The organism is Cohnella faecalis, assembly GCF_003570905.1.
Taxonomy (GTDB): domain Bacteria; phylum Bacillota; class Bacilli; order Paenibacillales; family Paenibacillaceae; genus Cohnella; species Cohnella faecalis.
This window is the reverse complement of record NZ_QXJM01000027.1, coordinates 229,677-255,238: the sequence shown is the minus strand read 5'-3', so window position 1 is coordinate 255,238 and position 25,562 is coordinate 229,677. Positions and strand designations below refer to the sequence as shown.

The window sequence follows — 25,562 nt, the reverse complement described above, 5'->3', positions numbered from 1 at the left end:
CCGGCTCTAACGAATCGGCGGGCCATATACGGCCCGCCGATTCCTGCCTGAGCAGCTCTTATTTGCCATGCGGCAGAAGGATCGAATCCTCCACCTTGATGCAGCGATCCATGATGACTGTCAAGCCGCCGTCCTGCGCGATTCGCGCAGCTTCGTCATTAGCGATTCCAAGCTGGAGCCAGAGCGTCTTCGCGCCGATGGCCACCGCTTCCTCCGCGACCTTCGGCGTATGCTCGGGTCTTCGGAACACGTTCACGATGTCCACAGGCTCCGGGATATCGCTTAGCGAAGCGTAGCTCTTCTCGCCAAGAATCTTATCAGCGTTAGGATTGACCGGAATAATTCGGTAGCCTTTGTCCTTCATTGCGGAAGACACCATGTGCGATACCTTCGCCAGATCATCGGACAGTCCGACGACCGCGATCGTCTTCGAACCGAGTAACAATTGCTTGATTTCCTCGCGCGACGGATTTTCGAAAGCCATGGTTCCAGTCCCCTCTCATGGTCGATTGTTCCTTGTTACTGTACCCATTCCACCTGCGCGCCAAGCGCCTTCAGATGGTCGAAATAATGCGGATAGGACTTCGCCACGTGATGAGCGTCGCGAATCCGTATCGGCTGCTTGGAGCGGAGCCCCACGATCGTCAGCGCCATGATGACCCGGTGATCGATATGCGCGTTGATCTCCACTCCGCCCTCGACGCCCTCCGGACGTCCGTGAACGATAATTTCGTCCTTCTTCTCTTCGACGTTAGCCCCCGCTTTGCGAAGCTCGGTCAAATAATCGGTAATGCGGTCGCACTCCTTGTAACGGAGATTCTCCACGTTATAAAACCGCGATGTGCCTTCCGCGAATACGCTTGCCGCTACCATCGCGAGAACTCCGTCGGTAAATTCGTCGCCGTCGAATTCGCCCGCCGTCAGCTTGCCGTTGCCTTTCACGTGAACGATGCCGTTCTCGTGCGTAAGCGGCACGTTCATCGCGCGAAGAACGTCGACGACGGCGCGTTCGCCCTGCTTGCTGTTCTCCAGCAGGCGGTGAACGACAACATCGGACTCCGTTACCGCGGCGGCGGCGAGAATGGCTGCCGAGCCCGGATAATCTCCCTGCACCGAATACGTCTGAGCACGGTACTGCTGTCGTCCCGGCACTTTATAATGCATCAGATCGTCGGAAGCTTCGATAACGATGCCCGCTTGCGCCAGCACTTCAAGCGTCTGACCGATGACGACCTTCGATTTCAAATCGTGGAGCACTTCGATTTCGCTGTCTTCGTCAAGCAGCGGAGTCAGGAACAGCAAAGCGCTGAGAAACTGGGAGCTGATGCTGCCGGATACTTGGATTTTGCCGCCGCGGGGACTGCCTCCACGAATCGTAATCGGAAGACGGCCGTTCTCGTGCTCGACTTCGACTCCCATTGCCTGCAGCGTCGTAATAAGGTCGTCGTGGGACGTTTGCCCAGCGACTGCGGATACTTGTTGACGAACGTTACTTCGGGCAGCAGCCCGGCGATCGCCATCAAAAATCGCAGCACCGCGCCGGCGTTGCCGACGTCGAGCTCTTTGACATGACGGGGATTGCGGCCAAAGCCGGTGATGACGATTTTCTCGTCGTCTTCCTCCACAACCGCTCCCAGGTCGCGAATGCAGCGGCGCATCGCTTCGCCGTCCTCGCTGTGGGCCGGGAACAAAATCGTGCTCGTTCCTTCCGCCAGCGCGGCCACAAGCAAATACCTCGTCGTATAGTTTTTGGAAGACAATGCCTGAATTTCGCCCTGAAGCCTGCCTGTAGGCGTAACGATCATATCCATTCGCGAATTCGCCCCTTCATCTTTATGTAAATAATAAGGTTCCCAGCGCCGCTCCGGTCGCCGCGCATGCCCAACCGCCAACATATGTGGCGCTTGCGTAACGTAGAAGCAGCTTGCCCCGGCCTTCTCTTGCAAGCTGCGCCTTCTGCACATTCAGCGTAGAGTACGTGGTCAATCCGCCCAGCAAGCCGGGAACCGCAAACGCGTAAACAACGGGAGACCGAGCTCCCAAATGCATGCCGAAGAACATTCCCGCTGCGAACGTGCCGATCAAGTTGACCGCCAAAGTTCCCCAAACCGCTTTCTGCCCGGCCCGGACGACCAGCCGCCCGACTCCGTAGCGGGCCAGCGCTCCGATCGCTCCTCCGGCCCCAACCAGAGCAATAGTCCAGCCGTTCAAGAGGAGACCCCCCTCTCGCTCCGAGCCGAAGTCCCGCCCTGGCCAACAGCCAGCCGACAATCGCGCTAACGAAGGCGTAAGCGGCGGCCATCGCGAAAGCGTCATGCTGCACGAGCTCCAGCAGTTCCGTGTTGAACGCTCCGAAGGTCGTATACGCTCCAAGAAATCCGGTGCCAGCCGCTTCCTTGCACCATTCGGGGATGCGCCTTCCGGCAGCATAGCCGAGCAAAAGACCGAGCAGCAGCGAGCCGGACAAATTAATGAACAGCGTCGTCCACGGGAACGAAGCCCCGCCTCCGGTCGGCCATGCGAGTCCGAGAGCGTAACGGGCCGCCGCTCCGAGGAATCCGGCTGCAGCGATGGCTCCTATCAAAGCGACACGTCCTTTCTCCGGTCATTTGACAGCACCGTCGGCCATTTCTTATGATGATTCTATTACGTCCATTGCCATTCAATGAAAAGAGAGGTTGCTTCTTTCATGAGCGATTATGCAACGATTACATCCGAAGAGCTGAAAGCGAGATTGGACGCGGGGGAGAATATCCGCCTGATCGACGTCCGTGAAGCGGAGGAAGTGGCTCACGGGATCATTCCCGGAGCGGAGCACATTCCTCTCGGGCAAGTGCCGCAACGCCTTGACGATATTCCCCGCGAGGAAGAAGTCATCTTCATCTGCCGCAGCGGCTATCGCAGCGGTCAAGCATGCGAATACTTGACGATGCTCGGCTTCAAGCAGCCGGTCAACCTGACGGGCGGCATGCTCGCCTGGGCGCAGCTACCTTAACCAGCGCTGCAGCAAATCCGCTACATCGGCCGGCGACAATCGCGACGTATCGATTACGGCATGTGCGAAATCGTAAGCGTGCTTGCGCGTCTCCAAGAGCGACGCTACACGCGCTTCCGCGTCTCCGGCCAGCAGCGGACGAGTTCCGTCCGCATTCCCCGCCGTCACTCGGCGAATCAAGCTTTCCTTGTCCGCCGTCAAGGCGACGATCCAGCCGCCCAAGCGCATAACGCGGCGATTCTCTTCCCTCAGAACCGCTCCTCCGCCCGTCGCCACGATTCGATTCGTACCCGACAAGACGTCTGCCAGCGCCCGGCTCTCCCAATCGCGAAACGAAGACTCTCCTTCTTCCGCAAACAGCTCGGAAATCGTCTTTCCGCTTCTTCGTTCGACCTCTTCGTCCGTATCGAACCTCGGCCAGCCCAAGCTCTCGGACAGCATCCGGCTGACAGTCGATTTGCCCGTCCCCATAAATCCTACGAGGATCAGATTGCTCTTCCCGGCATTCCCGCTCATTCGTACCTTCCCCAATCCTTCATCGCGCTTTTCCTATCATAGCATATCGTTCCATAGGTATAAAATGACGAGTTTTTCCGTAAGTTTGATAGTAAAAACAAGCTTTATTCGCAGGTGATGAATAAGATGGTTCAAAACCGTTCGAATCCGCCAATCGAGCCTCTGCGCCGCTTGCTCGATCCGGAATACCCTCTTTGCAGGGATGACGTCCTCTGGGCGCTCGATCACGTGAAAAGAAAAGTAGCCGAAGGAGCGCCCGAATGGTCGGGGCTCGATCGGCCACAGCTGCTTGCGCATTTCGTTTGCTTTGCGGACATTGCGCTCATGATGCTTCACCGCCGAACGCTCGAAGGTCCGGAGTCGGCCAGCTTCCGCAAGCTGCTAAGCTCGCTTACGAATTCAGCCAGTTGTGATGGAAGACGCCTTCCTTATCCAACCGTTTGAACGTATGCGCGCCGAAGTAGTCGCGTTGCGCTTGCAGCAGGTTCGCAGGCAGGCGCTCCGAACGGTAGCTGTCGTAGTAGGCGATAGCGCTCGCGAACGAAGGCACCGGAATGCCGTAACGAACGGCGGTCGCGATCACTTCGCGCCATGCGCCTTGATACGATTCGACGATGCCTTTGAAGTACTCGTCCAGAAGCAGGTTGCGAAGCTCCGGCTCGCGGTCGTAGGCATCCTTGATGTTTTGCAGGAAGCGGGCGCGGATAATGCAGCCGCCACGGAAAATCATGGCGATGTCGCCGTAACGCAAGTTCCAGCCGTACTCCTCGGATGCGGCGCGCATTTGCGCGAAGCCTTGGGCGTACGAGCAGATTTTGCTGGCGAACAGCGCTTTGCGCACGCTCTCGATGAACGCGGCTTTGTCGCCTTCGAAAGGAGCCGTTTGCGGTCCTTTGAGCACTTTGCTGGCCGCTACGCGCTCTTCTTTCATGGCGGACAGGAAGCGGGAGAATACCGACTCGGTAATGATCGAGAGCGGAACTCCGAGGTCGAGCGAGCTTTGGCTCGTCCATTTGCCCGTGCCTTTTTGGCCTGCGGAATCGAGAATAACGTCGACCATCGGCTTGCCCGTCTCCGGATCCTTCGCAGCGAAAATATCGGTCGTAATTTCGATCAGGTAGCTGTCCAATTCGCCTTTGTTCCATTCGGCGAAAATGCTGTGCAGCTCGTCCGTCGACACGCCGAGGACGTCTTTCAGCAATTGGTACGCTTCGCAGATCAGCTGCATGTCGCCGTACTCAATGCCGTTGTGAACCATTTTGACGTAGTGTCCGGCGCCGTCCGGTCCGATGTATGTGCAGCAAGGATCGCCGTTTACTTTGGCGGAGATGCCCGTCAGAATCGGTTCGACGAGACGGTAAGCTTCCTCCGGTCCGCCCGGCATGATGGAAGGCCCTTTAAGCGCGCCTTCTTCGCCGCCGGATACGCCCGTGCCGATGAAGTTGAAGCCTTGCTCGGTCAATTGCTTGCTGCGGCGCTGAGTGTCCGGGAAGTAAGCGTTGCCCCCGTCAATGATGATATCGCCTTTGTCCAGATGCGGAACGAGCGACTCGATCGTCGCGTCGGTGCCTGCGCCGGCTTGAACCATGATGAGAATTTTGCGCGGAACTTCCAGGGAAGCGACGAATTCTTCGACGGAATAGGTCGGCACAAGGTTTTTGCCTTTGCCGTCCGTGTTCAGAAGGTCGTCCGTTTTTTCGCGGGATCTGTTGTATACAGCTACGTTGAATCCGCGGCTTTCAATGTTCAGTGCGAGGTTGCGTCCCATGACCGCAAGGCCGACGACGCCAATATTAGCTTTCGACATTGTTCTCTTCATCCTTTGGTACAAAATTTTCACAATAAGCCTATTGTACTCTTTTTGACTGAGAATGAAAACCATCAATTGCTTGGACGATTCGTCCGACGCAACTTTTTTAGCCGTCCGGCGACGCATACGGCGCGCTCAGGAGTCGGGTCTACAGGCTCCCGGCGTCTCTGAAACTTTGCTTTGGTATCGGATAGATATAAGGGGCGGAAAGCTTATGCTAGCTTTCTTTCTGGCATTCCAAAAAAAACCACCTCATTCGCCTCTGCGGTCTGACGGGTGAGGTAGATTAACTGTAATAGCTACAGCTAACCATCCTTTAGAGCCGTGCGCTTGAGATTGAACTGTAGAAAGTACCGTTAATTTTTTCCATTTCGGAGCATGACGCTAAAAGCATCCTGAAGAAATGTACTTTTTGCAGATAATGTAACTAGAATACCGATCTATCCTCAAAATAAAGATATGTTCTGCAGTTATACGTCGGGCTAAGCGAGGATCGTCGGTCATTCGGCGTTAGTTCGGCTCGGGGCCGGGCTAGGCGGGCTGGTCGGCGTCCTCTGGGTCGGTATCGGATGGGTTTCAAATAAAGAGGCGGAGGCCCGTAAAACGGGCCCCGCCTCTCTTTCGGTTCATCCTATGGGTTCACAGCTCCAGCAGGAGCATCTCTACGCGCATGACCTTCAGCTTTTCCTTGCTGGCCTCCGCATCTGCGGCGCGTCCCTCTTGGATCGCTTCGTGGAGCACCGCAAGCTCATAATCGATTTCAAGGCGCAAGACGCCCGCCCGCAGTTCGGCTCTTTTCGATTTGAATGCTTGCACCATGTCTTCCACTGTGATATGCGGCCGCTTCTGGAAAATGATTCGATGTTCCATACCCGACACCTCCACGAGACGGATAATTTCGCCGAACATGATGTTTTCGATTAGAATTTGACGATCCCGGAATCGCTTCACGATAGCATGACCGCGCGAATCGCCTATCAGCTTTTCGATCCAGAGCGCCAGCTTCTCGTCCTTGACCAAATAATCGCCGACCAGCTTGTAACGGTTCAATATTCGTTGGAAACGCAGCTTGAGAAGCTTTCTTCCGGTTCTGACGGATACGGTGAACAGATGGTCGCTCTCGTTCCAATAAAGCGAGTAGCCTTGCTGGATGAGCTCGCGAAGCAAGTTTTGGATTTGACGACGGTCGAATCGTAGCTCCAGATTACAATATTCCACTTCGTAACTTCGGTTCACGGCAAGCCCTCCTCCTGCAGCGCCGCGTGGCCCGACTGAAAGACTGACGGTTTGACCGAATGTTCTGAATATTCTTGCTTGCTTTTATCTTATACTCCATCTTATGTTCTGGCAACTTGGTTTCTTGACTATTTTCGGAAAAATGAAAGCATTTCCATAAAATCGATGAAAATGCCCTCTCCAACTCGGGGCGCAAGCGGATTTTCCCGTGTTATAATGAGTCAAGCTGCTTTCGAAAATGGTTTGTAAGGAGAAGAAACGACGATGAGCGCAACCGAGTTAACAAGTTCGTTCGGGGATTCGTTCCCGCCGATTTCGAAGTATTCGATATTGACGGCTTGGAGCCCCGCATGACCGCCTTGATCGAACAAGTGCGGCCGAAGCTGCATCAGCTCGGGGATCAGCTGTCCCCGTTTTTGTCCGACCTATGCGGCGAGACGGTATATCCCCATGTCGCCAAGCACGCTCGCCGGACGATCAATCCTCCGAACGATACCTGGGTCGCTTATGCGCCCAGCAAGCGAGGCTATAAAGCTTTGCCTCATTTTCAAATCGGATTGTGGGGCTCGCACATTTTCATTCAATTTGCCATCATTTATGAATGCGAATCCAAAGGAGCTTTCGCCGAGCGAGCGTTGGCCGAGCTTGCCTCCGTGCGGCGTTCGATTCCGGCGTCCTTCGTCTGGTCCAAGGATCATATGATCCCGGAAGGGCTCCGTCACGGAAAGCTGGCCGATGAAGAGCTCGCCGACCTGTTCTATAGACTCGGCTCGGTGAAAGCGGCGGAATTGACGTGCGGCATTCACATTCAAAAGGACGATCCGATTGTCTCGGACGAGAGTGCGTTCCTAGCGCTCGCCGAGAAGACGTTCAAGAAGCTCAAGCCGCTTTACCGGATGGCAAAAGGGTAGTCTTGCGCCGTACAAAGAACCGCCCCCTGCAGCAGGGGGCGGTTCTTTGGCGTGCGGATAGTATGTAAGGTACGTCGTACCACTCTTTCGGCGAATCCCGCTACTTCGCGCCGATGTGCGGTACGTCGTACCACTCTTTCGGCGAATCCCACTTCCTTGCGCCGATGTGTGGGACGACGTACCGCTCTTTCGACGAATCTCGCTTCCTTGCGCCGATGTGCGGTACGCCTTACCATTCTTTCGGCGAATCACACTTCTTCGCGCCGATGTGCGGTACGTCGTACCACTCTTTCGGAGAATCCCGCTTCCTTGCGCCGATGTGTGGGACGACGTACCGCTCTTTCGACGAATCTCGCTTCCTTGCGCCGATGTGTGGGACGACGTACCGCTCTTTCGGCGAATCCCGCTACTTCGCGCCGATGTGCGGTACGTCGTACCACTCTTTCGGCGAATCCCACTTCCTCGCACCAATGTGCGGTACGACGTACCGCTCTTTCAACGTTGGCGGCCCCCGGTCAGAGCTCTCTTACGCTTCGATCCAGATCGTCTTGCTTGCAGCGGGAATTCGCTTCCCTTCCGGAGGCTGCAAATCCGGGTAGCCGACGTAGACGAGACCGACCAATTCTTCTTGCGGCTGAAGGCCGAACGCGCTCTTCATCGCCGGGTGGTACATCGGATCGCCCGATCTCCATACGGCTCCAAGACCGCTCGCATGAGCGGACAACAGCAGATTTTGCACGGCGGAGTTGGCGGCGGCAAATTCTTCGGCGCGGCTCACCCGCGGAGCCTCGCTTGGCGAGCAGACGACCGCGATCACGACCGGAGCGCGATTCGCTTTCGCCTCTTCTCTCTTATGCAGTTCCGCCCTCTCCTGCTCCGAAAGGTTTGGGGAATGCCCGGACGCGATTTCTGCGTACGCTCGGCCTAGCGTTTTGCGGCCTTCGCCGGTCATGACGACGAACTTCCACGGCTCCGTCTGATGATGATTAGGCGCCCAGACCGCCGCTTCGAGCATACGCTCCAACAGCTCGCGCGGAACGGGCTCATCCTTCACTTTTCCGATGCTTCTTCGAGTGCGTATCGCTTCTTCCACATTCATTGCTATTTCGTGCCTCCTCATATCCCAATAGGATCATTCCACTTTACCAGAGTATCGTCTCCCAGCCTCATAAGCAAGCGAAGGACCGTCCCTCAAAGGTCTTTTCAGACCTTGCGGAACAGTCCTTCCTGCGAACCGCGATTAAGCGGCGATCGTTTGTTGCTTGGCTTTTGCTACGCGCTGGCGTTTGGACTTGCGGAAGAATAGCAGCTCGTAAATGCACGGGACGATAACGAGCGTCAGCAACGTAGCAACGATCAGTCCGCCGATAACGACGATCGCAAGGCTCTGCGATACGATGCTGCCCGATTCCGACGTTCCGAAGACGAGCGGAAGCATCGCGCAGACAGTGGCGATAGCGGTCATCAGAATCGGACGCATCCGCGTTCCGGCCGCTTCAAGCAGCGCTTCGCGAATGGTCATCGTCTCTTCGTTCTGTCTAACCCGGTCGATGAGAACGATCGCGTTCGTAACGACGATGCCGACAAGCATGACGACTCCGAAAATGGCGGTGAAGTCCGGCTTGACGTTGCCGATCAGCAGTCCCAGTACGGCTCCAATCGGTACGAACAGCAGGGAAGACAGAATGGCGAGCGGCGCTTTAAGCGTCTTGAACGTGATGACCATGATCAAGTATACGATGCCGATGGACACGAGCATCATCATGAACAAGCTCATGAAATCTTCGGACTGGTCGGCGGAAGCGCCGCCGACGTTCAATTTCACTCCGTCGGGAGTTTTTACGTCATTCATCGCTTTCTTAATATCCGCGCCTACAATGGACAGTTGGCTTGGCTCGACAGTTGCAGCCACCCTTACATAGCTTTTGCCGTCCTTGTGGAAAAATTTCGTCGGAAGCTCTTCCTTGACCCACTCGGCTACGCTCGATGCCGGCTTCGGACCTGCGTCGGTCATTACCGTCAAATTCTCAAGATCCGCTTCCGATTGCGGCTTCAGCACAGGCTCGAGAATAACGCTGACAGGCTGGCCGTTCGCTTTCATCGTGCCGATCGGCACCGAATTCAGCATTCCTTGCAGCTGGCTGGCGATATCGCCGGCTTTCGCTTGCGATGCGTTTACTTTAAGAGTGTAAACCGTCTTCTTCTCTTCCTGATTGCTTTCTACTTTCAGGACGTCCTTGATCGGCTTGATTTTGGCAATGACCTCATCCGCTGACTTGGTCAGCTGATCCAGATTGTCGCCCGTCACGTCAACGAATACTTGCGTAGATGAGCCTCCGCCGAAAAACGAGCCGGGTCCGGCGTTCAGATCGGCGCCAGGGTAATTCGCGCGCTGCCCTTTGACCGCATCTATAATTTTGTCGGCATCGGCGCCGTCTTTCATCTGAACCGTGTAGCTCACCAAAGTCGGCGAATTGACGTTTCCGTAAGTTGCGCCGTCCGCGCTGTTCCCCATTTGCATGTCAACGTAATCCTGGCCTTCTTGCTCCATCAGAAACTTTTCGAGCTTGAGTCCGTTTTCGCGCACTTCATCGACCGGCGTATCCGGCTTATAGTCGAGCGTAATACTGAGACTGCTAGCGCTGGAATTGTCGATCGCTCCCTTCGGCAAGGAGAAGTACGTTCCGACCGAGCCAAGGAGAAGCAGGAACGCAATCAGAATCGGCAGCCACTTGAAGCGAAGGTTCCATTCCAGGAACGAAGTAAAGCGCTTGGAAGGAAGGTGTTCTTTGATTTTCGAGTTTTTGAGCACACCCGAGCTTAGCAGCGGAATGACGGTAAGCGCAACGATCAGCGAGGATAGCAGCGCATACGTAACCGTCAGAGCGAACGGCAGCAGGAACGCTTGAAGCCCTCCGCGCAAAAGACTCATCGGCAAGAACACCGCAACCGTCGTCAGCGTGGATGCCGTAATCGCACGCGCCACTTCGCGCGTTGCGTCTACAATAAGCGAGACGGAGAACGACTCCTTCTGCAATCGGCGGAAAATGTTCTCGATAACGACAATGCTGTCGTCGACGAGACGGCCGACCGCAACCGCGACGCCGCCGAGCGTCAGGATGTTCAGCGTAACGCCGGACATGTCGAGCAAGAACAGCGTCATTCCGAGCGACAGCGGGATCGATACGATAGTGACCAGCGTCGCGCGAACGTTGCGCATGAACAACAGAATGACGATCGTAGCGAACAGCGCACCCATCAGAACTTCGCGAAGCATGCTGTTAACCGAATGAACGACTTGATCCGACGTGCTCAACGTAATTTTGAGCGTGGCGTCTTTGTTCTCTTTGTTCAAATCTTCGACGGTTTTCTTGATATCCTTGCCCACGCTGACCGCATTGGAGCTGGCATCTTTGGAAATGACGACCGTAAGAGCCTCTTTGCCGTCAACGCGATTGATCGTTTCCTTCGCATTCGTGTCGAACTCGACCTTCGCCACGTCGCCAAGCGTCACTCCGGCGGCCACCGGCAAGCCGGCAAGCGTCTTCACGTCGTTCAAGCCCGCCGTAACGCTCAGATTGACGACTTGCCCGTCAATGTTCGTCTGGCCGACCGACGAGGAGGTTTCCCGCCCTTGCAGCACTCCGTACAACGCTTGGACAGGCACGCCTTTGGCGGCAAGCTTGGCGGTATCCGGCGTTATGACCACCTTGGGCTGAGATTTGCCGAACAGCTGCGCGCTGCCTACGCCGTCGATTCCTTTGAAGGCATCGCTGACGCGCTGCTCGATTTTTTCCCGCTGCGCCTGGTCGAGGTTCTCGTTGTTGAACGACAGCGTAATGAACGAAATCGGAATCATCGAGGTGTTGAACTGTACGACGTAAGGAGGAGACACCCGCTCCGGCAATTGAACGGCGCCGACCGCTTTTTCGACCTCCGCCTTCGCTTCCTTCATGTTCGTGCTTGAATCGAAGTTCAGGTTAAGCTGGGAAAACCCGTCCCCGGAAGTGGAAAACGTGTTCGTCTTCCCTTTGATGACGGCAACCGCCTGCTCCAACGGATTCGTCACCGATTGCTCCATCGTGGCGGCGTCGTAGCCCGGCCCGATAACGCTCACCGTTACTTGCGGATTGTCTGCCTCCGGCAAAAATTCCATCGGAAGCTTGAAATAACTGAAAACCCCGAGTCCGAGCACCATGACGATCAGGATAATCACGGCTGCTTTATTGCGGAATGTTCCTTGAATAAATGACTGCACAGTTTCCTTCTCCTTCCAAACCTTTGGTTTCTTAAGCTTTTCTTAAGTTAAGCATAGCTGGCAAGCGCGGTCTCCGAAAAACGGCTCAAGACCGGACTTCGTCCTAGACTTAGGTCGGATGCCGAATCAGACGGAAGACCGCCCCTCATCTTCCCGGTCTTTCCATTTCCGATCGTAAAGGACAAAGATGAACGGAGTATGAACGGAATATAATCGCCTCATAAACCCATTCTATAAGGCTGGAAAATGGAGGGAAAGATCTCTAAAGTCACCTTTGCCCGGATAGGAGAATGACAAAAGTCATTTTATTGAAAACGGCGCTTAAGCCCTCTATCCTGAATATTCCAGAATGAGTTAAAATAAGAGTGAGTAATCACTCATTTCGGAATAGAAGGAGCTGGTATCCGTGCACACATGTATCGAAGCCAATCGCGTCACGCGAAAATTCGGCCGTCAAACCGTTCTGGACAACATCAGCCTTACCGTCCGGCAAGGCGAGATTTTCGGTCTTCTCGGTCCTTCCGGCTCGGGGAAGACGACGCTCGTCAAGATTATTACGGGGCTGGACGTTCCGGATGGCGGCGAGGTCACGTTGCTCGGCGAACGGATGCCCAAGCTGTCCATGCTAAGCCGAATCGGCTATATGGCACAGTCCGACGCCCTGTACGGAGAGTTGTCCGCGCAGGAAAATCTCGCTTTCTTCGCCAGCTTGTACGGTTTGCGCGGAGCCGGGTTGAAGCGCCGCATGGAGGAAACGGCCGAGCTCGTCAAGCTGACCGGCGACTTGAAGAAGCCCGTTCACCTCTATTCGGGAGGCATGAAGCGCCGTCTATCGCTCGCCGTCGCGCTTATGCACGAGCCGGAGGTTCTCGTCCTGGACGAACCGACCGTCGGCATCGATCCCGTGCTGCGCAAGTCCATCTGGAACGAGCTCGAAAGCCTGCGGCGCGGCGGCGTGACCATTCTCATGACGACCCATGTCATGGACGAAGCGGAAAAATGCGATCGGCTCGCCATGATCCGGGACGGCTCCGTTATTGCTTCAGGCAGCCCCATTGAGTTGAAAAGCTCCTCCGGGACTTCCACAATGGAAGACGCATTCGTCGCATTCGGAGGTGGCGCACGATGAGAATCCGCTCGTTGACCGTTCGCATTGTCCGTCAGTTCATCAGAGACAAAAGAACGCTGGCCTTAATCATGCTCGCGCCCCTTCTCGTCCTTACACTCATGAAATTCGTATTCGAAGGCCAGGCCGCTGACCCGCGAATCGGTGCGGTGAACGTTCCCGCGGCCGCTCTTGCGGTACTTGAGCAGACGAACGCCGACGTAACCGCTTATCCAGACAAAGACGCCGCTTTGTCCGATATGAAGGCTGGCACGCTCGACGCGATCGTGTCTTTCAACGGACTTCGCCCTGAGATGACTCTAGAAGGAAGCAGCCCGACCAAAAACCGGAACGCCGTCGCCGCCATTCAAGCCTCGCTAAGAGCCGTACTGGAATCCGGCTCATCGGAGCAGCCGGTCATTTCCTATCTGCACGGGTCGGGCGACATGGACATTTTCGATTATTACGGATCCGTTCTCGTCGGCTTCTTCTCTTTCTTCTTTGTCTTCCTCATCGCAGGCGTTTCGTTCCTTAGGGAGCGGACGACGGGAACGCTGCAACGATTGCTGGCTACTCCGCTGAGGCGATGGGAAATCGTCGTCGGCTATCTGCTCGGCTTCGGGCTGTTCACGCTCGTTCAAGCCACGTTGATCGCTTGGTATTCGACGAGCGTGCTAGGCATCGCGTTGGAAGGCTCTCTTTTTCTCGTGCTGTTCATGAATCTATTGCTCGCCGTCACCGCCCTGACGCTCGGAACCCTTCTGTCCGCTTACGCCCAGAACGAGTTCCAGATGTTTCAATTCATCCCTCTTATCGTCGTTCCGCAAATCTTTTTCTGCGGATTGATCGAGCTTGATTCGCTGCCGCAATGGCTCCAAGCGGTCGGTAAAATTCTGCCTTTGTACTACGGAGCCGATGCGATGCGCGGCATCATGCTTAGAGGGGACGGCTGGAGCGATATTGGTGTCGATGCGGCGATGCTGGTTGGTTTCTCTCTGCTGTTCGCCATGCTGAACGTCTTGGCGCTGCGCAAGCATCGCCGTTTATAATCAATCGTACTCGTAATTGCCGGAAAGAGAGGTTTCGCCGAATGAAGGATCCGCTGGAGTTATGGCTAACGGAATTATTGGAAAAGCAAGAGGGCGAGCGCCGTACCGAGAAGCAATCCCGCATATTGCGAGCGGCGGTCGAGGTGTTCGCGGAAAAGGGGTATTCCGGCGCAGCGACGAACGAAATCGCTCAGCGGGCGGGCGTTGCGGAAGGAACGATATTTCGTCATTATCGAACAAAGAAAGATTTGCTGTATTCCATCGTGGCGCCATTCGTCGCCAAGCTGATCGAACCTTTCGTGCTTAAGGATCTGTACTCTGTCATCGATTCTCCTCACGAGACGTTCGAAGGGTTCATCCGTGGGATGCTGGAGAACCGGATCGCTTTTGCGGAGAAGAACTTGAAGATCATCCGCATTCTGATTCAGGAAGTTCCGTTTCATGACGAGCTGCGAGAGCAGTTCTTGAACCGCGTCGGCGAGAAAGTGCTGCAACGGTTGGACAACGTCGTAAGCCATTACCGGGAACAAGGCCAAATCGTCGAGCTTCCGTCGCTCACGGTCGTTCGTCTCGTCGCTTCGTCGCTGCTCGGCTATTTGCTTGTCCGATTTATTCTGGCTCCCAAGAGCGGATGGGACGACTCGGCGGAACGGGAAGCGACCATCCAATTTATTTTGCGCGGTCTTGGCCGCTAATGCAGAAGAACCGCCGGGATCTTGCGCGCTCCCGGCGGTTCTTCTTTCCGTACCTATGCTTGTGCGCTTGATGTCCCACTATCCCCTTCGATCAGGAAGGCGGATTTTCGAGCGAAAACCCCGGCTCCTGAAGCGAAGGGATAATGGTACAAACTTCGAGAAAGCCATGTCCGCGGCTGCGAGCCCATAAACCCGATGCAACGCTCCATCGGTTTAGGACGCTGTCTGGGAATTCCTCTGGGACATGTTGCGGAACTGCGCCAGCAAGCCGAGCGCCGCCAGCGACAGGACGCCGGACACGACGAACGGCAGCCAGCCTGCCGCGACGAGCAGCGCCGACCCAAGCAGCGGTCCGACGATTCGGCCAAGGCTGTCCATCGAAGAACTGAGACCCGACGCGACTCCTTGACTGACCGTCGTTTTCTGCGTAATAAGCGATGTAACGCACGGCTTGATCAGCGCATTGCCTATTCCGAATATGCACAGGTAAATCGTAGACAAGATCCAGCTATTGGCCGTAAGCAACAGAAAGAATCCTACCGCCGAAATGACAAGACCGATCGCGATATATTTCGCCTCATCGCCCAGCTTGATTTTCCGACGTACGAAGCCTCCTTGCACAAGGGCTCCGACCAGTCCGCAAAAGAAGAACATGTAGGCTACCTGCAGAGGAGTAACGTCGTAGCGGTCCATCCCGTAGAGCTGCAGCGTCCCTTCCAATATGGCGAGAGAGAACGTGACGAAAAACGCAAGAACGTAGAGCGCCTTAAGCGGCCCTTGGAAAGCGGACCATCTGGACACCCGCTTCAATCTTGCAGCCTCCGCTCGCTTCTCCGGCGTAAGCGATTCGGTTAATATCGACAGCGCGGCAAGAAACGTGAGGAAGGATAACGCCGCCGCCGCGAAGAATGGCGCGTGATGCGACACTTTGCTCAGCAGTCCTCCGAACAGAGGGCCGAAAGTAAAGCCCGTCCCGATGCTCATGCCGACGACCGCCATTCCCTTGGTCCGATTCTCTTCGGTCGTAATGTCCGCGACATAAGCGACGATACACGCGGTCACCGCGCCCGAGAACAGCCCCCCGAGAATTCTTGAAGCGTACATAAGAATCAAGTTATCGCCCGACAAGCCGAACAGTAAAAAGCTGACGCTGAAACCGAGAACTCCGATCATAATGACAGGCTTTCTCCCGACCCGCTCCGACAATGAGCCCCATACCGGGCTTAGCAAGAACGACATCAACGAATATGCGGTCAGCATTCCGCCTGTATGCCAGGCAGCGGACTTGGGACTCGCATCCGACACCAATTGCGGCAATACGGGAATTATAATGCCGAAGCCGATAAAGACCGTCAGCAGCATGATCGCGACGATGGCTAGTTTGCTTTTCACGAGTGGATTCTCTCCTCAACTTTACGTGCTCAAACGCTTCCTATATATCGAATGTTAGCATAGAGAACGCCCCTCCACCAAATGGGAACCGATGACGTTTGTGTGACAAGAGGCTTGCATTTGCTTCAATAGTTGATTTCCCCCCCATTTTTGCTATACTCATGCTTGTTTGTAATGCATAAACATATTGTCGAAAGGCAGGGATTTCTTGTGGATCATACCCGTACTCCGTTGTTCGACGCGCTGAAGCATCACGCGGAACGAAACCCGGTGCAATTCCATATTCCAGGTCACAAAAAAGGGGCGGGCATGGATCCGGAATTCCGTGACTATATCGGTTCCAACGTGCTGAACATCGATCTGATCAACATCGCTCCGCTCGACGACCTGCATCAGCCCATCGGCGTTATACAAGAGGCTCAGCAGTTGGCGGCCGCCGCCTTCGGCGCAGACGCGACGTTCTTCTCCGTGCAAGGAACGAGCACCGCGATCATGGCTATGATTTTATCCGTATGCGGGCATGGCGACAAGATTATTATTCCGCGCAACGTACATAAGTCGATTTTGTCCGCGATCATTTTTGCCGGCGCTCGTCCGGTGTTCCTGTCTCCGGCACGCGATCACAATCTCGGTATCGACCACGGAGTGACGACCAAATCGGTGCGTCGGGCGCTCGAAAGACATCCTGATGCCGCGGCCGTCCTTATCATCAACCCGACTTACTACGGCGTATGCGCCAACTTGAAGGAAATCGTCGATCTCGTCCATGAATACGACGTCCCCGTACTGGTTGACGAAGCACACGGCGCTCTCATTCATTTTTCCGACGAGCTTCCATTATCCGCCATGCAAGCTGGAGCGGATATGGCCGCCACTAGCGTTCATAAGCTCGGCGGATCGATGACGCAAAGCTCCATTCTCAACGTGCGCGCTAATCTTATCAACACGTTCCGGGTTCAGACGATCCTAAGCTTGCTGACGACAACGTCTACCTCCTACCCGTTGCTGGCCTCGTTGGACGCAGCGCGGCGTCAGCTTGCTCTGCGCGGCAACGAGCTTGCCGCCCGCACGGTGGCGCTTGCGAACAAGGCTCGCGACGCCGTCAATGCGATTGATGGTCTGTACAGCTTCGGCGAAGAGATTCTGGGCGAAGAAGCGACGTTCGATCACGACCCGACGAAGCTGACGATACATGTCCGCAAGCTTGGCATTACCGGCTACGACGCCGAGAACTGGCTGAGGGAGCATTACAACATTGAAGTCGAGCTGAGCGATATGTACAATATTCTCTGCCTCATTACTCCGGGCGACGACGAAGGATCGATCGATATCCTTCTCGAAGCGTTGAAAAACATGTCCGAGGCTCATCTCGGAACGCGGGAAGTTCAGGAAATTATCGTCAAAATTCCGGAAATCCCTCACCTGTCGCTTACTCCTCGCGATGCCTTCTACGGAGAAACCGAGCTGATTCCCTTCCGTGAATCGGCAGGGAGGATTATCGCCGAATTCATTTACGTCTATCCGCCAGGTATTCCGATTCTGCTTCCTGGTGAAATTATTTCGCAGGAAAACATCGATTACATCGTCGATCATCTGGAGGTCGGCTTGCCGGTCAAAGGGCCGGAAGACCGTTCCGTTACGAACGTAAAGGTTATTGTCGAGGAAACCGCCATTTCATAATCCATCGAAACCGCACAAACCAATCAAAGCTCTACCCGGCTCCATGCGGGTAGAGCTTATCTTTGTCCGGGAGACAAAGGGGCGTCGGCGCTCCCAATAACGGAAGCCGTTGCCAAGCCGAATCGGAAATGCTATCATGGGCGTGGAGGTGGGTGCCGATGGGTCAAAGCGCTTACATTACTCTCGTGCAAGGCTCTGCCGTCGATCGGATCGACTTGGACGGCGTGAAGGAGCAATTACGGCAGTACAAGGAGCAGATGAGTCTCGCCGGGCGACAGCTGGGGTGGGATTACGCGGATGCGGCATTTCCTTACGATATCAAGCAGAAACCCGAAGCGAACGGAGCCTGGTTCTATTTGAAAGGAGCGAATTCGCTCTACCGGCATATCGTCTTCGGCACGGGCATTCGCGAGGACGGCGAAGCTTCCTCCTCGTACATTCAGGTCGTCCTTCCCGACGATTCCACGCATGGCGACAAAGCCAAGGCCAATGAGCTGTGCAAATGGATCGGTAAGCGTCTGCAAGCCGAAGTAAAGCTCTTCAACGGCCGCACCTTATATTTCAATCCTCGCAAATAAAGCAAGCCTGCCGGCAGCCCGGCAGGTTTTTTTGATGACTGACGTTTCGTTAATATTGATCTTGCATCTCAAGCGAGGGAAGCCGGGAACGAAGCAGCGTGCCAAGCTCTTCAAGCGCTTGCGAATCGGACACTTGAAACCTCGAACGCAAAATGTCCGTATCCCTTAAGTCGTCCGCGCATAACGGAGCCGACCGTCCGGTTTGCATGCAGACTACGAGCGGCTTGCCAAAGAAATGGCTTGTGTAGACGATCGCAAAATCGAAGCGGCTCTCGTCCGACACGCACCCGACAAAATTGACATTGGACGCCTCCAGCACATCGTACAGGCTTTCGAACATCGTTCGTCCCTCCTCGAAGCTAATTTTCTGAATATTATATCAATTCTAACATACACCGATTGTCCTCTACAATAAGGCTGTTGACGGATAATCGCCCCGCAACAAAAAAGAGCTGCCGCTTCCATCCGTCGAAGATGGCAAGCGCAGCTCCTTCTATCCTACATCTTTGGCAAAGCAGCTCATTCCGCCTCTTGAGCGGCAAGCTCCTCGTACACTTTCATGACCCGTTCCCACTCTTCGTCGTCCTCGATGTTAACGAGCACTTCGTCTTCTCCGTCCTCTTCGATACGGAAAATGACGCCGTCGTCTTCAGGGTCGTTGCGGTCGAGCAGCACGGCGTATGCCCGGTCTCCGGTTTCAAACGTATAAACGAGCACCATCTCGTGTTCGTTGCCTTCCTCGTCGGTAACGACGAATACGGCTTCTTCGTGCTCGTGGTCGTGGTCGCAGTTCTCGTCATGGACATGATCGCTCATGGGGAACCTCCGTTCAATCAATTGATTTTTCCTACCAACGTATCGTATCACTTCCGTTATCCACGGTCAAACGAAAACGCTTCTGCCGCGGGGCAAAAGCGCTTGATTCGACGTTATTTGGCGCTGATGATCTTCTCGGATACGACCTGAAAAGCGGTTTCGCCCTTAGGCTTCATCCAGAACCGGATCACGTATTTGCCGCTATATTTGAAGTCGTAGGACACTTCTTTTGTCTTGAACCAGAAGTTGTCTTTGCCTGAATCGGGAAAGTCCTTATCGGAGGTATCGCGGCCGTCCAGCCAAGTCGTATCGTCGTAAGGATCGGTAATCGTCACCTTGAAAGCCGTAATGTCGACCTTCAGGTTGTCGATCTGCGAAAAGATATTGAACTTGTTCCGTCCCTTCGATACGCTGCCGAACGTCGTGCTGTCCTGCATCGTAAACATATGGACGTTAGGCTTCGTAATGACAACCTTCTTCTCAGCGTCGTCCCAAGACAGAATGGCCTGCACCGAATCCGCAAGCGCGCGAACGGCCAAATAAGCTTTGCCATCGACGAGCACGCCGCCGTCGACGAGCTCCTGCTTGTTAACGATAACCCTCAGCTTCTGCGATACGTTATCCGCGAAAGCAGCCGTTCCACCGATCACGGTCAGTACCAGCACAGCCAAGGCTATTTTCCTAACGTTCATCCTCGACAACCTCCGTCGCACGCTCTATTCGTGTCTGCGTAAGGTTATACCGAGCTTCTATCGAAAAGTTGCGAACGACCCTCCATTTTTTTCTGTGGTCCTCTGTTCGACAAGAAATCGCCTGGATGTCGGCTTCGCACGAACGGTGCGGTTGCCTGGGAAATGTACGGAATCCGCTCATTTCCCTGCGCTCGCGGGAGATCGACGATTACTTGCGGACTGGCAGCGTCAACACGCATGGAACGCCATTGCCGACCGCTCCCGGCAAGCTGAGTCTTGCCAGATAGGAGATTCCTCTATCGCATGGCGTTTTGCAGACGGCGCATACGTCCGAAGTTACGATTTTCATTTGCGGTCGCTGCGATTCCGAAGAGGCTTTCTTTTTCTTGATTGTTTTTCCTTTAGCAGCCATAGCCATTCCCTCCCGGGGCGGTAACGGATTTCGTCAACACAGCCTATGCGGGGGCGGCAGAAACGGCTACAAGGCTATCTTTTTTTGCGTTTGCCTTCTGTTGCGGCAAGTTAAAATATGGTACATTGAAAAAAGGCTTTCTACGTTGTTATCAGATCGAATTTTCGAGGAGGCATAGGTTTGAAGCTGCGAATGATCGGAACCGGAAGCGCATTTGCCAAGACGTTCTACAACAATAACGCGCTGCTGGAATCCGGCGGACAAACCCTCCTACTGGATTGCGGCATAACCGCTCCCAGAGCTCTATACGAAATAGGCGTCTCCTACGATCAGTTGGACGCTGTTCTCATAACTCACATTCATGCCGATCACGTGGGCGGACTTGAAGAACTCGCTTTCCAAATGAAGTTCCTCTATCGGCGCAAGCCTCGTTTGTTCGTCGCGGAGGAGCTCATCGTCCCCTTGTGGGAGCATACGCTTAGAGGCGGCTTGCAGCAAGATGGCGTAGGCGAGTCGCTCGACGCTTATTTTGACGTACGGCCAATTGCTCCCAATGAGCTCTTCGAGCCGATTCCGGGACTAGAAGCGGAGCTCATTCAAACTCCCCATATCCCGAACAAGTTAAGCTACTCGCTATTAATGAAGAATTCTATTTTCTACACGGCCGATATGGTCCATCAGCCCGAGCTGCTCGAACGGTTGATCGAAGAGCGCGGAGTGCGGACGATCTTTCACGACTGCCAGCTCAATCCGCCGGGCGTCGTCCATGCAAGCTTATCCCAGCTTCTTACGCTCCCCGAAGCGATCCAGGAACGAATTTATTTAATGCACTACGGGGACGATCAGCCGACCTTCGTCGGCAAAACCGGACGAATGACGTTCGTGGAGCAGAACCGCGTATACGAGTTCGAATGAGCCTCATGGCGGGAATCGCTCTTTTCCGGTATACTAGCCTTGCCGGAACTAGAACGAAAGGGTGTTAAGGCCATGCTGACAACTTATATCGTAGCCGGAGTCATTACCGTACTGTTGACCTGGCTTGTTCTCTGGGTAACCAAAAAAGCATATTCCCGCAGATGGGAAGACGAATAAAAAATCCGGCCGAGGCCGGATTTTTTTCGTGTCATGTTTTGTGTTTGAAATCGTTCTTGGAATCCCACTCACGTCCCGTCCTCCATGTAAAACGCTTGTCGTATTCGATCGAGTCCTTGCGAACCAATCGGACGACCGCGGCCATCACGGCCCCGATCAAACCGAATAGCCCGATAAGCCAAATTAATAATATGGCCGGTTCGTTCATTCAATATGCCTCCCGCTCCTGCTCCCCTATTCATAAATACGCAGGAATCTAAGGAATAATCCCTACTACTTTCCGTGCCTGAAAACGGCTGAATAGTGCGACTTTTTCGTCTATAATCAATGGGTTGACTTCGCTTCGGACAGTTGGTAAGATGAATCTTGTCTTCGTTAGCGACTTGATCTCATAGCTCAGCTGGGAGAGCACTATCTTGACAGGGTAGGGGTCGCAGGTTCGAGCCCTGCTGAGATCACCATAACGCGAATGACAGGAACCCTTGTTTTTAAGGGTTCTTTTTTGTTAAGGAAGCAGTAGATTTTTTTTGAAAAAACCTCTTTACTTCGCATAATTAAGCCGCTATAATAAGTACTTGTGAATGACGACTTGATCTCATAGCTCAGCTGGGAGAGCACTATCTTGACAGGGTAGGGGTCGCAGGTTCGAGCCCTGCTGAGATCACCATAATTCACATTCTAAGCCCATGGCGAACAAGCCGTGGGTTTTTTTGATGCGTTCGCAACCTTTTCGGGAATATCGTCGTCAGAAATTGTGAAATGCTGGAGGAAGCGTCATTCGCAGCTCGAATCCAAGCCGAAAACGGAGGTCAACAATAATGAACACTTGGAAAAGAAAATCGATAACGCTCACGTTGCTCGTCTCTCTGCTCTGCCTGACGCTCAGCGGTTCCGTCTATGCCTTTAACGACGTTAAAGGAGAACCCGAGAGCGCGGCCATTACGAAGCTCGAGCAACGAGGAATCTTGAAGGGTAACGGCAGCGGCCTGTTCCATCCGAAGCAGACGCTGAATGCCGCCTCGGCCGTATCGTTGATCGTACGCGGATTGGAATTGAACATCGACAACCTGCGCTTTTTCAAGGAGCCGCTAGCAAGCGACTATTACACGAAAGTGAATGACAAAGCCTGGTACGCCGGCTCCTTCATCATCGCCCAATTCAACGGTCTCGGACTGCCGAAGGATATTGATCCCAACGCGATCGTTACCCGCGAGCAATTCGCCAAATGGCTCTTCGGAGCGCTCAGCACGAAAGGCGATTACGCATGGATCGAAATTTTCTTGGAAGTAGCCGACGCTGACGCCGTTACGGATGGCTATATGGATAGCATCCAGAAGCTGCTCATCGCCAAAATCGCGGTTTTGGACGGCAAGCAAGCGTTCCGCCCCAAGCAGCCGATTACACGCGCGGAAGCGGCCGGCATGGTGGCGAGAACGATTGATTTCATTAACGACAAGAAGAATACTCCCGTCCAGCCTCCGGTTTCGTACGACGTCAAGCTTGCCAGCGAGAAGGTCGGCACCGAGGCGCAACGCGTAACACTAACGACGACGGTCGGTCACCCCGGCTACGGCTTCGAAATATCGAGCGTCGACTTCCGAGACGGCAAAGCCTATGTGAACTATCGCATCGTTCAACCCGATCCGGATCGCATGTATCCGCAGGTTCTGACGGAGGTCAAGGCGACGACAATCATCTCCTCCGACTTGACACCGGTTCTCGGGTCGGACGAAAGCGGCTATTCCGTGTCCGGCTCCCAACCTAGCGACGGTTCCGGCGCAGCCGGCTCGACCGGCTTTCCGATCGAATAATAACAAAAAGCCGGCCTGGACGATATTCAATCTCCAGGCCGGCTTTTTCGTATAATTATTTTAGACTCGAAATTTGCCAGTCAATCCCCTGCTGCCCGATGGCGGTCAGAAACTCATTCGCCTTGGAGAACGGCTTGCTGCCGTAAAATCCGTTGTAAGCCGACAGCGGACTCGGATGCGCGGAGCGTATGACCAAATGGCGGGCTTCATCGATGAAGATCGCTTTTTCCTGCGCATGTCTCCCCCATAGAATAAAGACTATCGGACGTTCCCGATCGTTCAGAAGCGCGATGATCCGGTCGGTAAACGTTTCCCACCCTAGCTTGCGGTGCGAATTCGCTTCGCTCTCTCGAACCGTCAGAACCGCATTCAGAAGCAACACCCCCTGCTTCGCCCATTGCTCCAAGCTTCCGTGATCCGGAATCGCGCAGCCGAGATCTTCTTTCAGCTCCTTGAATATATTTTTTAAGGAGGGCGGTTGTTTCACGCCGGGAAGCACGGAAAAGCTCAAGCCATGAGCCTGGCCGGGACCGTGATACGGATCTTGCCCCAGAATAACAACCTTCACGCTATCGTAAGCCGTCCACTGGAGCGCTTGAAAAATACGAGACCTCTCAGGATAAATCGTCCGCTCCCGGTACTCTTCGGATAATTTTAACTGCAGCTCCTTGTAATAGGGCTTGTCCATCTCCTCCTGAAGCAGCGTTCCCCATTCATTCGCAATAGCTACCGTCATGCTGTAACATCCTCTCTCGTATTTATTGCCTCTTACAGAAAATCGAGTTGGATCCTAAGATCCAACCCAACAACTTGTAAATGGAGTTTATTTCTCAGTATGGTTTCGCACCAGACTTAGAATCGATAGGATTATTTCTTCTTCTCAATATAATTCAACAGCGTGAGCAAGAACATCCCGAATGCGAAGAGAACCGAAAATATCTGAAATAAATCCATCATTACAGCCTCCTCCTTTCAAGAAGAGCTGCACACCATTTTACAAGTTGTACTTTAATCATATGCCGATAATGGTTAAATATGGATATGCACACGGAACTATTTATTCTACATTCTCTGCAAGCGCATTCATTTTGCGTCGGGTTTTGTATTTTTCACTATTGATAGAAACAGGCGTTATTCTCATCCCTGACATCATGATAAATGAAGCTCCATCGGATCATTGCACAGCGTATAACGGTTCCTTGCATAAAATTCCCTGCTTTCCTCGCTTGGCCATACAATAATAAATTCAATCTTGTTTGCCGCCGCCCACTCCTGAATCGTCTTGAGCAGTCGGCTGCCGATCCCCCTTGATCTGTAATCTGGATCGGTATAGACATTGGTCATATAGGCAAATGGATATGTTATTCGTCCGGGTCGCGGCACCTTGTCGATCAATTGAATGTAAACGTGAGATGCAATGACTCCGTCAACCTCTGCGACCCAAATATGCCAACGTTCACCACTTATTTCCTGTTCAAGAAATGCTCGACATTCCGTTGCAAAGAGCTCGAAATTATCGCTAACTTCGGGTTGATGCTCCAGCGTGAATTCCCACCGCATAAGGATCAGCGCCGCTATATCCTCCACTGTTGCCTTCCTGATGTTCATAAGCCGCCTCCATTGTAATTATCCCTGAAATGAATGTGCTCATGATGAATCCCATCCATACCGACCAGCTTGCCATTCTTCTTATGATAATAGGGGAACATCCGATTGACGGGCAATCTGAGAAGTTGATAATTCATATCTCGCGGTAATGCTTCCAGTTCTTCCATAGCTTTTTCGCGTGAAATGTAGAGTCCTATCGGATAGAAATTGGGGAAGACCCCGTCATTTTCTGCTACAAAGATCGCCCAAACATACTCATCCACTATCCTGAGGCCCCCATATTCATTGCAGAATCAAATTCATTGAATCGTTACCGCAGCTACATCTCTTCCGCTCCAGAGAATTGCCTTTACGCTCACGATATCCTTAACCTCTCTAAATAAATATCGTAATTATCACGATCAAAGCAGACAAATTGTACTCGTTCAATGGTTGCATTTTTCTCTATGAAGTCAGCAACCGTCTTTAGTGCAACCTCAGCCGCCTTGTCCTTCGGAAAACCATAGATCCCCGTGCTGATATTGGAAAATGCTATGCTCTTGATTCCCTTTTCTACAGCCAGGTTGAGCGTATTTCTGTAGCAACTGCTTAATTTCTCAGGCTCATGGCTCTGTCCGCCATTCCATACCGGCCCTATAGTATGTATGACGTACTTCGCATGAAGTCGCCCGCCCGTTGTTAGTACAGCTTCTCCTGTTGGGCAGTTTCCTTGAGCGTTTCTGATCCGAATACACTCATCTAAGATTTGTTTCCCGCCTGCTCGATGTATGGCACCATCGACGCCTCCTCCTCCCAGCAAACTGGTGTTGGCTGCGTTTACTATACAATCCAGTGAAGCTTTGGTTATGTCACCTTGGATCACTTCTATCACAGTTGAATGCAAAACAACTTCCACAAACCAACAAC

General features: G+C 53.8%; 27 protein-coding genes, 2 tRNA genes and 3 pseudogenes. 12 read left to right on the top strand and 20 right to left on the bottom strand.

Annotated features, from left to right (window positions below; genetic code table 11):
* Positions 1 to 58: 58 nt before the first annotated feature.
* From D3H35_RS07055 to D3H35_RS07040, 4 genes and pseudogenes are all read right to left on the bottom strand, one after another.
* Positions 59 to 484: a CoA-binding protein gene (locus tag D3H35_RS07055; RefSeq protein WP_119148387.1), complete on the bottom strand. Its 426-nt coding sequence runs from the start codon at positions 482 to 484 to the stop codon at positions 59 to 61.
* 35 nt (positions 485 to 519) lie between these two features.
* Positions 520 to 1,811 (bottom strand): annotated as a pseudogene (aroA, locus tag D3H35_RS07050) (3-phosphoshikimate 1-carboxyvinyltransferase).
* A gap of 22 nt (positions 1,812 to 1,833) precedes the next feature.
* Entirely contained in the window at positions 1,834 to 2,211 is a 378-nt protein-coding gene (locus D3H35_RS07045; protein WP_158593980.1) for a fluoride efflux transporter FluC, read from the bottom strand.
* Positions 2,212 to 2,254: 43 nt separating this feature from the next.
* A pseudogene (locus D3H35_RS07040) lies at positions 2,255 to 2,584 on the bottom strand (FluC/FEX family fluoride channel); the annotation flags it as partial.
* Between the two features lie 105 nt (positions 2,585 to 2,689).
* On the opposite strand from D3H35_RS07040, the gene D3H35_RS07035 reads away from it, so the two are divergent.
* A complete protein-coding gene (locus D3H35_RS07035; protein ID WP_119148385.1) occupies positions 2,690 to 2,995 on the top strand; it encodes a rhodanese-like domain-containing protein in 306 nt (101 codons plus the stop codon).
* Here the strand turns inward: D3H35_RS07035 and D3H35_RS07030 are convergent.
* Positions 2,987 to 3,511 (bottom strand): shikimate kinase, encoded by a 525-nt coding sequence (locus D3H35_RS07030; protein ID WP_119148384.1) that lies wholly within the window; start codon positions 3,509 to 3,511, stop codon positions 2,987 to 2,989. The genes D3H35_RS07035 and D3H35_RS07030 overlap by 9 nt on opposite strands.
* A 126-nt stretch (positions 3,512 to 3,637) precedes the next feature.
* On the opposite strand from D3H35_RS07030, the gene D3H35_RS30275 reads away from it, so the two are divergent.
* Complete coding sequence (locus D3H35_RS30275) at positions 3,638 to 3,955, top strand: hypothetical protein (RefSeq protein ID WP_147355767.1); 318 nt, start codon at positions 3,638 to 3,640, stop codon at positions 3,953 to 3,955.
* On the opposite strand, the gene gndA is transcribed toward D3H35_RS30275, so the two are convergent.
* A complete protein-coding gene (gndA, locus tag D3H35_RS07020) occupies positions 3,903 to 5,318 on the bottom strand; it encodes an NADP-dependent phosphogluconate dehydrogenase (RefSeq protein ID WP_119148532.1) in 1,416 nt (471 codons plus the stop codon). The two genes, D3H35_RS30275 and gndA, sit on opposite strands and share 53 nt — an antisense overlap.
* Positions 5,319 to 5,960: 642 nt before the next feature.
* Complete coding sequence (locus D3H35_RS07015) at positions 5,961 to 6,557, bottom strand: hypothetical protein (protein ID WP_119147274.1); 597 nt, start codon at positions 6,555 to 6,557, stop codon at positions 5,961 to 5,963.
* A gap of 296 nt (positions 6,558 to 6,853) precedes the next feature.
* Here D3H35_RS07015 and D3H35_RS07010 point away from each other — a divergent pair.
* Positions 6,854 to 7,468, top strand: a pseudogene (locus D3H35_RS07010) (YktB family protein); the annotation flags it as partial.
* Positions 7,469 to 7,994: 526 nt separating this feature from the next.
* Here the strand turns inward: D3H35_RS07010 and D3H35_RS07005 are convergent.
* On the bottom strand, positions 7,995 to 8,567 hold the full coding sequence (locus D3H35_RS07005; protein ID WP_119148382.1) for a nitroreductase family protein: 573 nt from the start codon (positions 8,565 to 8,567) through the stop codon (positions 7,995 to 7,997).
* A gap of 141 nt (positions 8,568 to 8,708) precedes the next feature.
* The gene (locus tag D3H35_RS07000) at positions 8,709 to 11,726 is read right to left on the bottom strand and encodes an efflux RND transporter permease subunit (protein ID WP_119148381.1); all 3,018 of its coding nucleotides are present in this window, start codon (positions 11,724 to 11,726) and stop codon (positions 8,709 to 8,711) included.
* Between the two features lie 397 nt (positions 11,727 to 12,123).
* Here D3H35_RS07000 and D3H35_RS06995 point away from each other — a divergent pair, with 397 nt between their 5' ends.
* Genes D3H35_RS06995 through D3H35_RS06985 form a run of 3 tightly spaced genes read left to right on the top strand, consistent with a single transcriptional unit; the run spans position 12,124 to position 14,575 of the window.
* Complete coding sequence (locus D3H35_RS06995) at positions 12,124 to 12,855, top strand: ABC transporter ATP-binding protein (protein WP_119148380.1); 732 nt, start codon at positions 12,124 to 12,126, stop codon at positions 12,853 to 12,855.
* On the top strand, positions 12,852 to 13,880 hold the full coding sequence (locus tag D3H35_RS06990) for an ABC transporter permease (protein ID WP_119148379.1): 1,029 nt from the start codon (positions 12,852 to 12,854) through the stop codon (positions 13,878 to 13,880). The genes D3H35_RS06995 and D3H35_RS06990 overlap by 4 nt, the downstream gene beginning before the upstream one ends.
* 41 nt (positions 13,881 to 13,921) lie before the next feature.
* On the top strand, positions 13,922 to 14,575 hold the full coding sequence (locus tag D3H35_RS06985; protein WP_119148378.1) for a TetR/AcrR family transcriptional regulator: 654 nt from the start codon (positions 13,922 to 13,924) through the stop codon (positions 14,573 to 14,575).
* A 213-nt stretch (positions 14,576 to 14,788) separates the two neighbouring features.
* Here the strand turns inward: D3H35_RS06985 and D3H35_RS06980 are convergent, their stop codons facing one another.
* Positions 14,789 to 15,967, bottom strand: coding sequence for an MFS transporter (locus D3H35_RS06980; protein WP_119148377.1), 1,179 nt, complete (start codon positions 15,965 to 15,967; stop codon positions 14,789 to 14,791).
* 210 nt (positions 15,968 to 16,177) lie between these two features.
* Here D3H35_RS06980 and D3H35_RS06975 point away from each other — a divergent pair, with 210 nt between their 5' ends.
* Both D3H35_RS06975 and D3H35_RS06970 read left to right on the top strand, forming a co-directional pair.
* A complete protein-coding gene (locus D3H35_RS06975) occupies positions 16,178 to 17,647 on the top strand; it encodes an aminotransferase class I/II-fold pyridoxal phosphate-dependent enzyme (protein ID WP_119148376.1) in 1,470 nt (489 codons plus the stop codon).
* Between the two features lie 158 nt (positions 17,648 to 17,805).
* The gene (locus D3H35_RS06970) at positions 17,806 to 18,225 is read left to right on the top strand and encodes a DUF1885 family protein (RefSeq protein ID WP_119148375.1); all 420 of its coding nucleotides are present in this window, start codon (positions 17,806 to 17,808) and stop codon (positions 18,223 to 18,225) included.
* Positions 18,226 to 18,274: 49 nt separating this feature from the next.
* Here the strand turns inward: D3H35_RS06970 and D3H35_RS06965 are convergent, their stop codons facing one another.
* The 4 genes from D3H35_RS06965 to D3H35_RS06950 all read right to left on the bottom strand — a co-directional run bounded on the left by D3H35_RS06965 (position 18,275) and on the right by D3H35_RS06950 (position 20,151).
* The gene (locus tag D3H35_RS06965) at positions 18,275 to 18,565 is read right to left on the bottom strand and encodes a DUF3055 domain-containing protein (protein WP_119148374.1); all 291 of its coding nucleotides are present in this window, start codon (positions 18,563 to 18,565) and stop codon (positions 18,275 to 18,277) included.
* Between the two features lie 179 nt (positions 18,566 to 18,744).
* Positions 18,745 to 19,041 (bottom strand): DUF1292 domain-containing protein, encoded by a 297-nt coding sequence (locus D3H35_RS06960; protein ID WP_119148373.1) that lies wholly within the window; start codon positions 19,039 to 19,041, stop codon positions 18,745 to 18,747.
* Between the two features lie 113 nt (positions 19,042 to 19,154).
* Positions 19,155 to 19,733 (bottom strand): copper amine oxidase, encoded by a 579-nt coding sequence (locus tag D3H35_RS06955; protein WP_119148372.1) that lies wholly within the window; start codon positions 19,731 to 19,733, stop codon positions 19,155 to 19,157.
* A gap of 208 nt (positions 19,734 to 19,941) precedes the next feature.
* On the bottom strand, positions 19,942 to 20,151 hold the full coding sequence (locus tag D3H35_RS06950; protein WP_119148371.1) for a hypothetical protein: 210 nt from the start codon (positions 20,149 to 20,151) through the stop codon (positions 19,942 to 19,944).
* A 168-nt stretch (positions 20,152 to 20,319) separates the two neighbouring features.
* On the opposite strand from D3H35_RS06950, the gene D3H35_RS06945 reads away from it, so the two are divergent.
* Positions 20,320 to 21,060 (top strand): MBL fold metallo-hydrolase, encoded by a 741-nt coding sequence (locus D3H35_RS06945; protein ID WP_119148370.1) that lies wholly within the window; start codon positions 20,320 to 20,322, stop codon positions 21,058 to 21,060.
* Between the two features lie 208 nt (positions 21,061 to 21,268).
* Here the strand turns inward: D3H35_RS06945 and D3H35_RS31275 are convergent, their stop codons facing one another.
* A complete protein-coding gene (locus tag D3H35_RS31275) occupies positions 21,269 to 21,445 on the bottom strand; it encodes a hypothetical protein (RefSeq protein WP_199728486.1) in 177 nt (58 codons plus the stop codon).
* Between the two features lie 177 nt (positions 21,446 to 21,622).
* On the opposite strand from D3H35_RS31275, the gene D3H35_RS06940 reads away from it, so the two are divergent.
* The 3 genes from D3H35_RS06940 (at position 21,623) to D3H35_RS06930 (ending at position 23,048) form a co-directional block, all read left to right on the top strand.
* Positions 21,623 to 21,698, top strand: a tRNA-Val gene (locus D3H35_RS06940).
* Positions 21,699 to 21,828: 130 nt separating this feature from the next.
* Positions 21,829 to 21,904: transfer RNA gene (locus D3H35_RS06935), tRNA-Val, on the top strand.
* Between the two features lie 151 nt (positions 21,905 to 22,055).
* Positions 22,056 to 23,048 (top strand): S-layer homology domain-containing protein, encoded by a 993-nt coding sequence (locus D3H35_RS06930; protein WP_119148369.1) that lies wholly within the window; start codon positions 22,056 to 22,058, stop codon positions 23,046 to 23,048.
* Positions 23,049 to 23,103: 55 nt separating this feature from the next.
* Here D3H35_RS06930 and D3H35_RS06925 read toward each other — a convergent pair whose 3' ends face one another.
* The 5 genes from D3H35_RS06925 to D3H35_RS06910 all read right to left on the bottom strand — a co-directional run bounded on the left by D3H35_RS06925 (position 23,104) and on the right by D3H35_RS06910 (position 25,551).
* The gene (locus D3H35_RS06925) at positions 23,104 to 23,784 is read right to left on the bottom strand and encodes a uracil-DNA glycosylase (protein WP_119148368.1); all 681 of its coding nucleotides are present in this window, start codon (positions 23,782 to 23,784) and stop codon (positions 23,104 to 23,106) included.
* A 131-nt stretch (positions 23,785 to 23,915) separates the two neighbouring features.
* Complete coding sequence (locus D3H35_RS32145) at positions 23,916 to 24,005, bottom strand: putative holin-like toxin (RefSeq protein ID WP_233567797.1); 90 nt, start codon at positions 24,003 to 24,005, stop codon at positions 23,916 to 23,918.
* A gap of 192 nt (positions 24,006 to 24,197) precedes the next feature.
* Entirely contained in the window at positions 24,198 to 24,656 is a 459-nt protein-coding gene (locus tag D3H35_RS06920) for a GNAT family N-acetyltransferase (protein WP_119148367.1), read from the bottom strand.
* Positions 24,653 to 24,919, bottom strand: a complete 267-nt coding sequence (locus D3H35_RS06915) for a hypothetical protein (RefSeq protein ID WP_119148366.1) — start codon at positions 24,917 to 24,919, stop codon at positions 24,653 to 24,655. Before D3H35_RS06915 ends, D3H35_RS06920 begins: the two co-directional genes overlap by 4 nt.
* A 92-nt stretch (positions 24,920 to 25,011) precedes the next feature.
* Entirely contained in the window at positions 25,012 to 25,551 is a 540-nt protein-coding gene (locus D3H35_RS06910; RefSeq protein ID WP_199728485.1) for an O-acetyl-ADP-ribose deacetylase, read from the bottom strand.
* Positions 25,552 to 25,562 lie beyond the last annotated feature (11 nt).

Bases quoted from the DNA above. Each gene is read 5' to 3' on its own strand.
- D3H35_RS07055 (WP_119148387.1), bottom strand. From the start codon at position 484: ATGGCTTTCGAAAATCCGTCGCGCGAGGAAATCAAGCAATTGTTACTC.
- D3H35_RS07035 (WP_119148385.1), top strand. From the start codon at position 2,690: ATGAGCGATTATGCAACGATTACATCCGAAGAGCTGAAAGCGAGATTG.
- D3H35_RS07030 (WP_119148384.1), bottom strand. From the start codon at position 3,511: ATGAGCGGGAATGCCGGGAAGAGCAATCTGATCCTCGTAGGATTTATG.
- D3H35_RS30275 (WP_147355767.1), top strand. From the start codon at position 3,638: ATGGTTCAAAACCGTTCGAATCCGCCAATCGAGCCTCTGCGCCGCTTG.
- gndA (WP_119148532.1), bottom strand. From the start codon at position 5,318: ATGTCGAAAGCTAATATTGGCGTCGTCGGCCTTGCGGTCATGGGACGC.
- D3H35_RS07005 (WP_119148382.1), bottom strand. From the start codon at position 8,567: ATGAATGTGGAAGAAGCGATACGCACTCGAAGAAGCATCGGAAAAGTG.
- D3H35_RS06990 (WP_119148379.1), top strand. From the start codon at position 12,852: ATGAGAATCCGCTCGTTGACCGTTCGCATTGTCCGTCAGTTCATCAGA.
- D3H35_RS06985 (WP_119148378.1), top strand. From the start codon at position 13,922: ATGAAGGATCCGCTGGAGTTATGGCTAACGGAATTATTGGAAAAGCAA.
- D3H35_RS06970 (WP_119148375.1), top strand. From the start codon at position 17,806: ATGGGTCAAAGCGCTTACATTACTCTCGTGCAAGGCTCTGCCGTCGAT.
- D3H35_RS06965 (WP_119148374.1), bottom strand. From the start codon at position 18,565: ATGTTCGAAAGCCTGTACGATGTGCTGGAGGCGTCCAATGTCAATTTT.
- D3H35_RS06960 (WP_119148373.1), bottom strand. From the start codon at position 19,041: ATGAGCGATCATGTCCATGACGAGAACTGCGACCACGACCACGAGCAC.
- D3H35_RS06955 (WP_119148372.1), bottom strand. From the start codon at position 19,733: ATGAACGTTAGGAAAATAGCCTTGGCTGTGCTGGTACTGACCGTGATC.
- D3H35_RS06950 (WP_119148371.1), bottom strand. From the start codon at position 20,151: ATGGCTATGGCTGCTAAAGGAAAAACAATCAAGAAAAAGAAAGCCTCT.
- D3H35_RS31275 (WP_199728486.1), bottom strand. From the start codon at position 21,445: ATGAACGAACCGGCCATATTATTAATTTGGCTTATCGGGCTATTCGGT.
- D3H35_RS06930 (WP_119148369.1), top strand. From the start codon at position 22,056: ATGAACACTTGGAAAAGAAAATCGATAACGCTCACGTTGCTCGTCTCT.
- D3H35_RS06925 (WP_119148368.1), bottom strand. From the start codon at position 23,784: ATGACGGTAGCTATTGCGAATGAATGGGGAACGCTGCTTCAGGAGGAG.
- D3H35_RS32145 (WP_233567797.1), bottom strand. From the start codon at position 24,005: ATGATGGATTTATTTCAGATATTTTCGGTTCTCTTCGCATTCGGGATG.
- D3H35_RS06920 (WP_119148367.1), bottom strand. From the start codon at position 24,656: ATGAACATCAGGAAGGCAACAGTGGAGGATATAGCGGCGCTGATCCTT.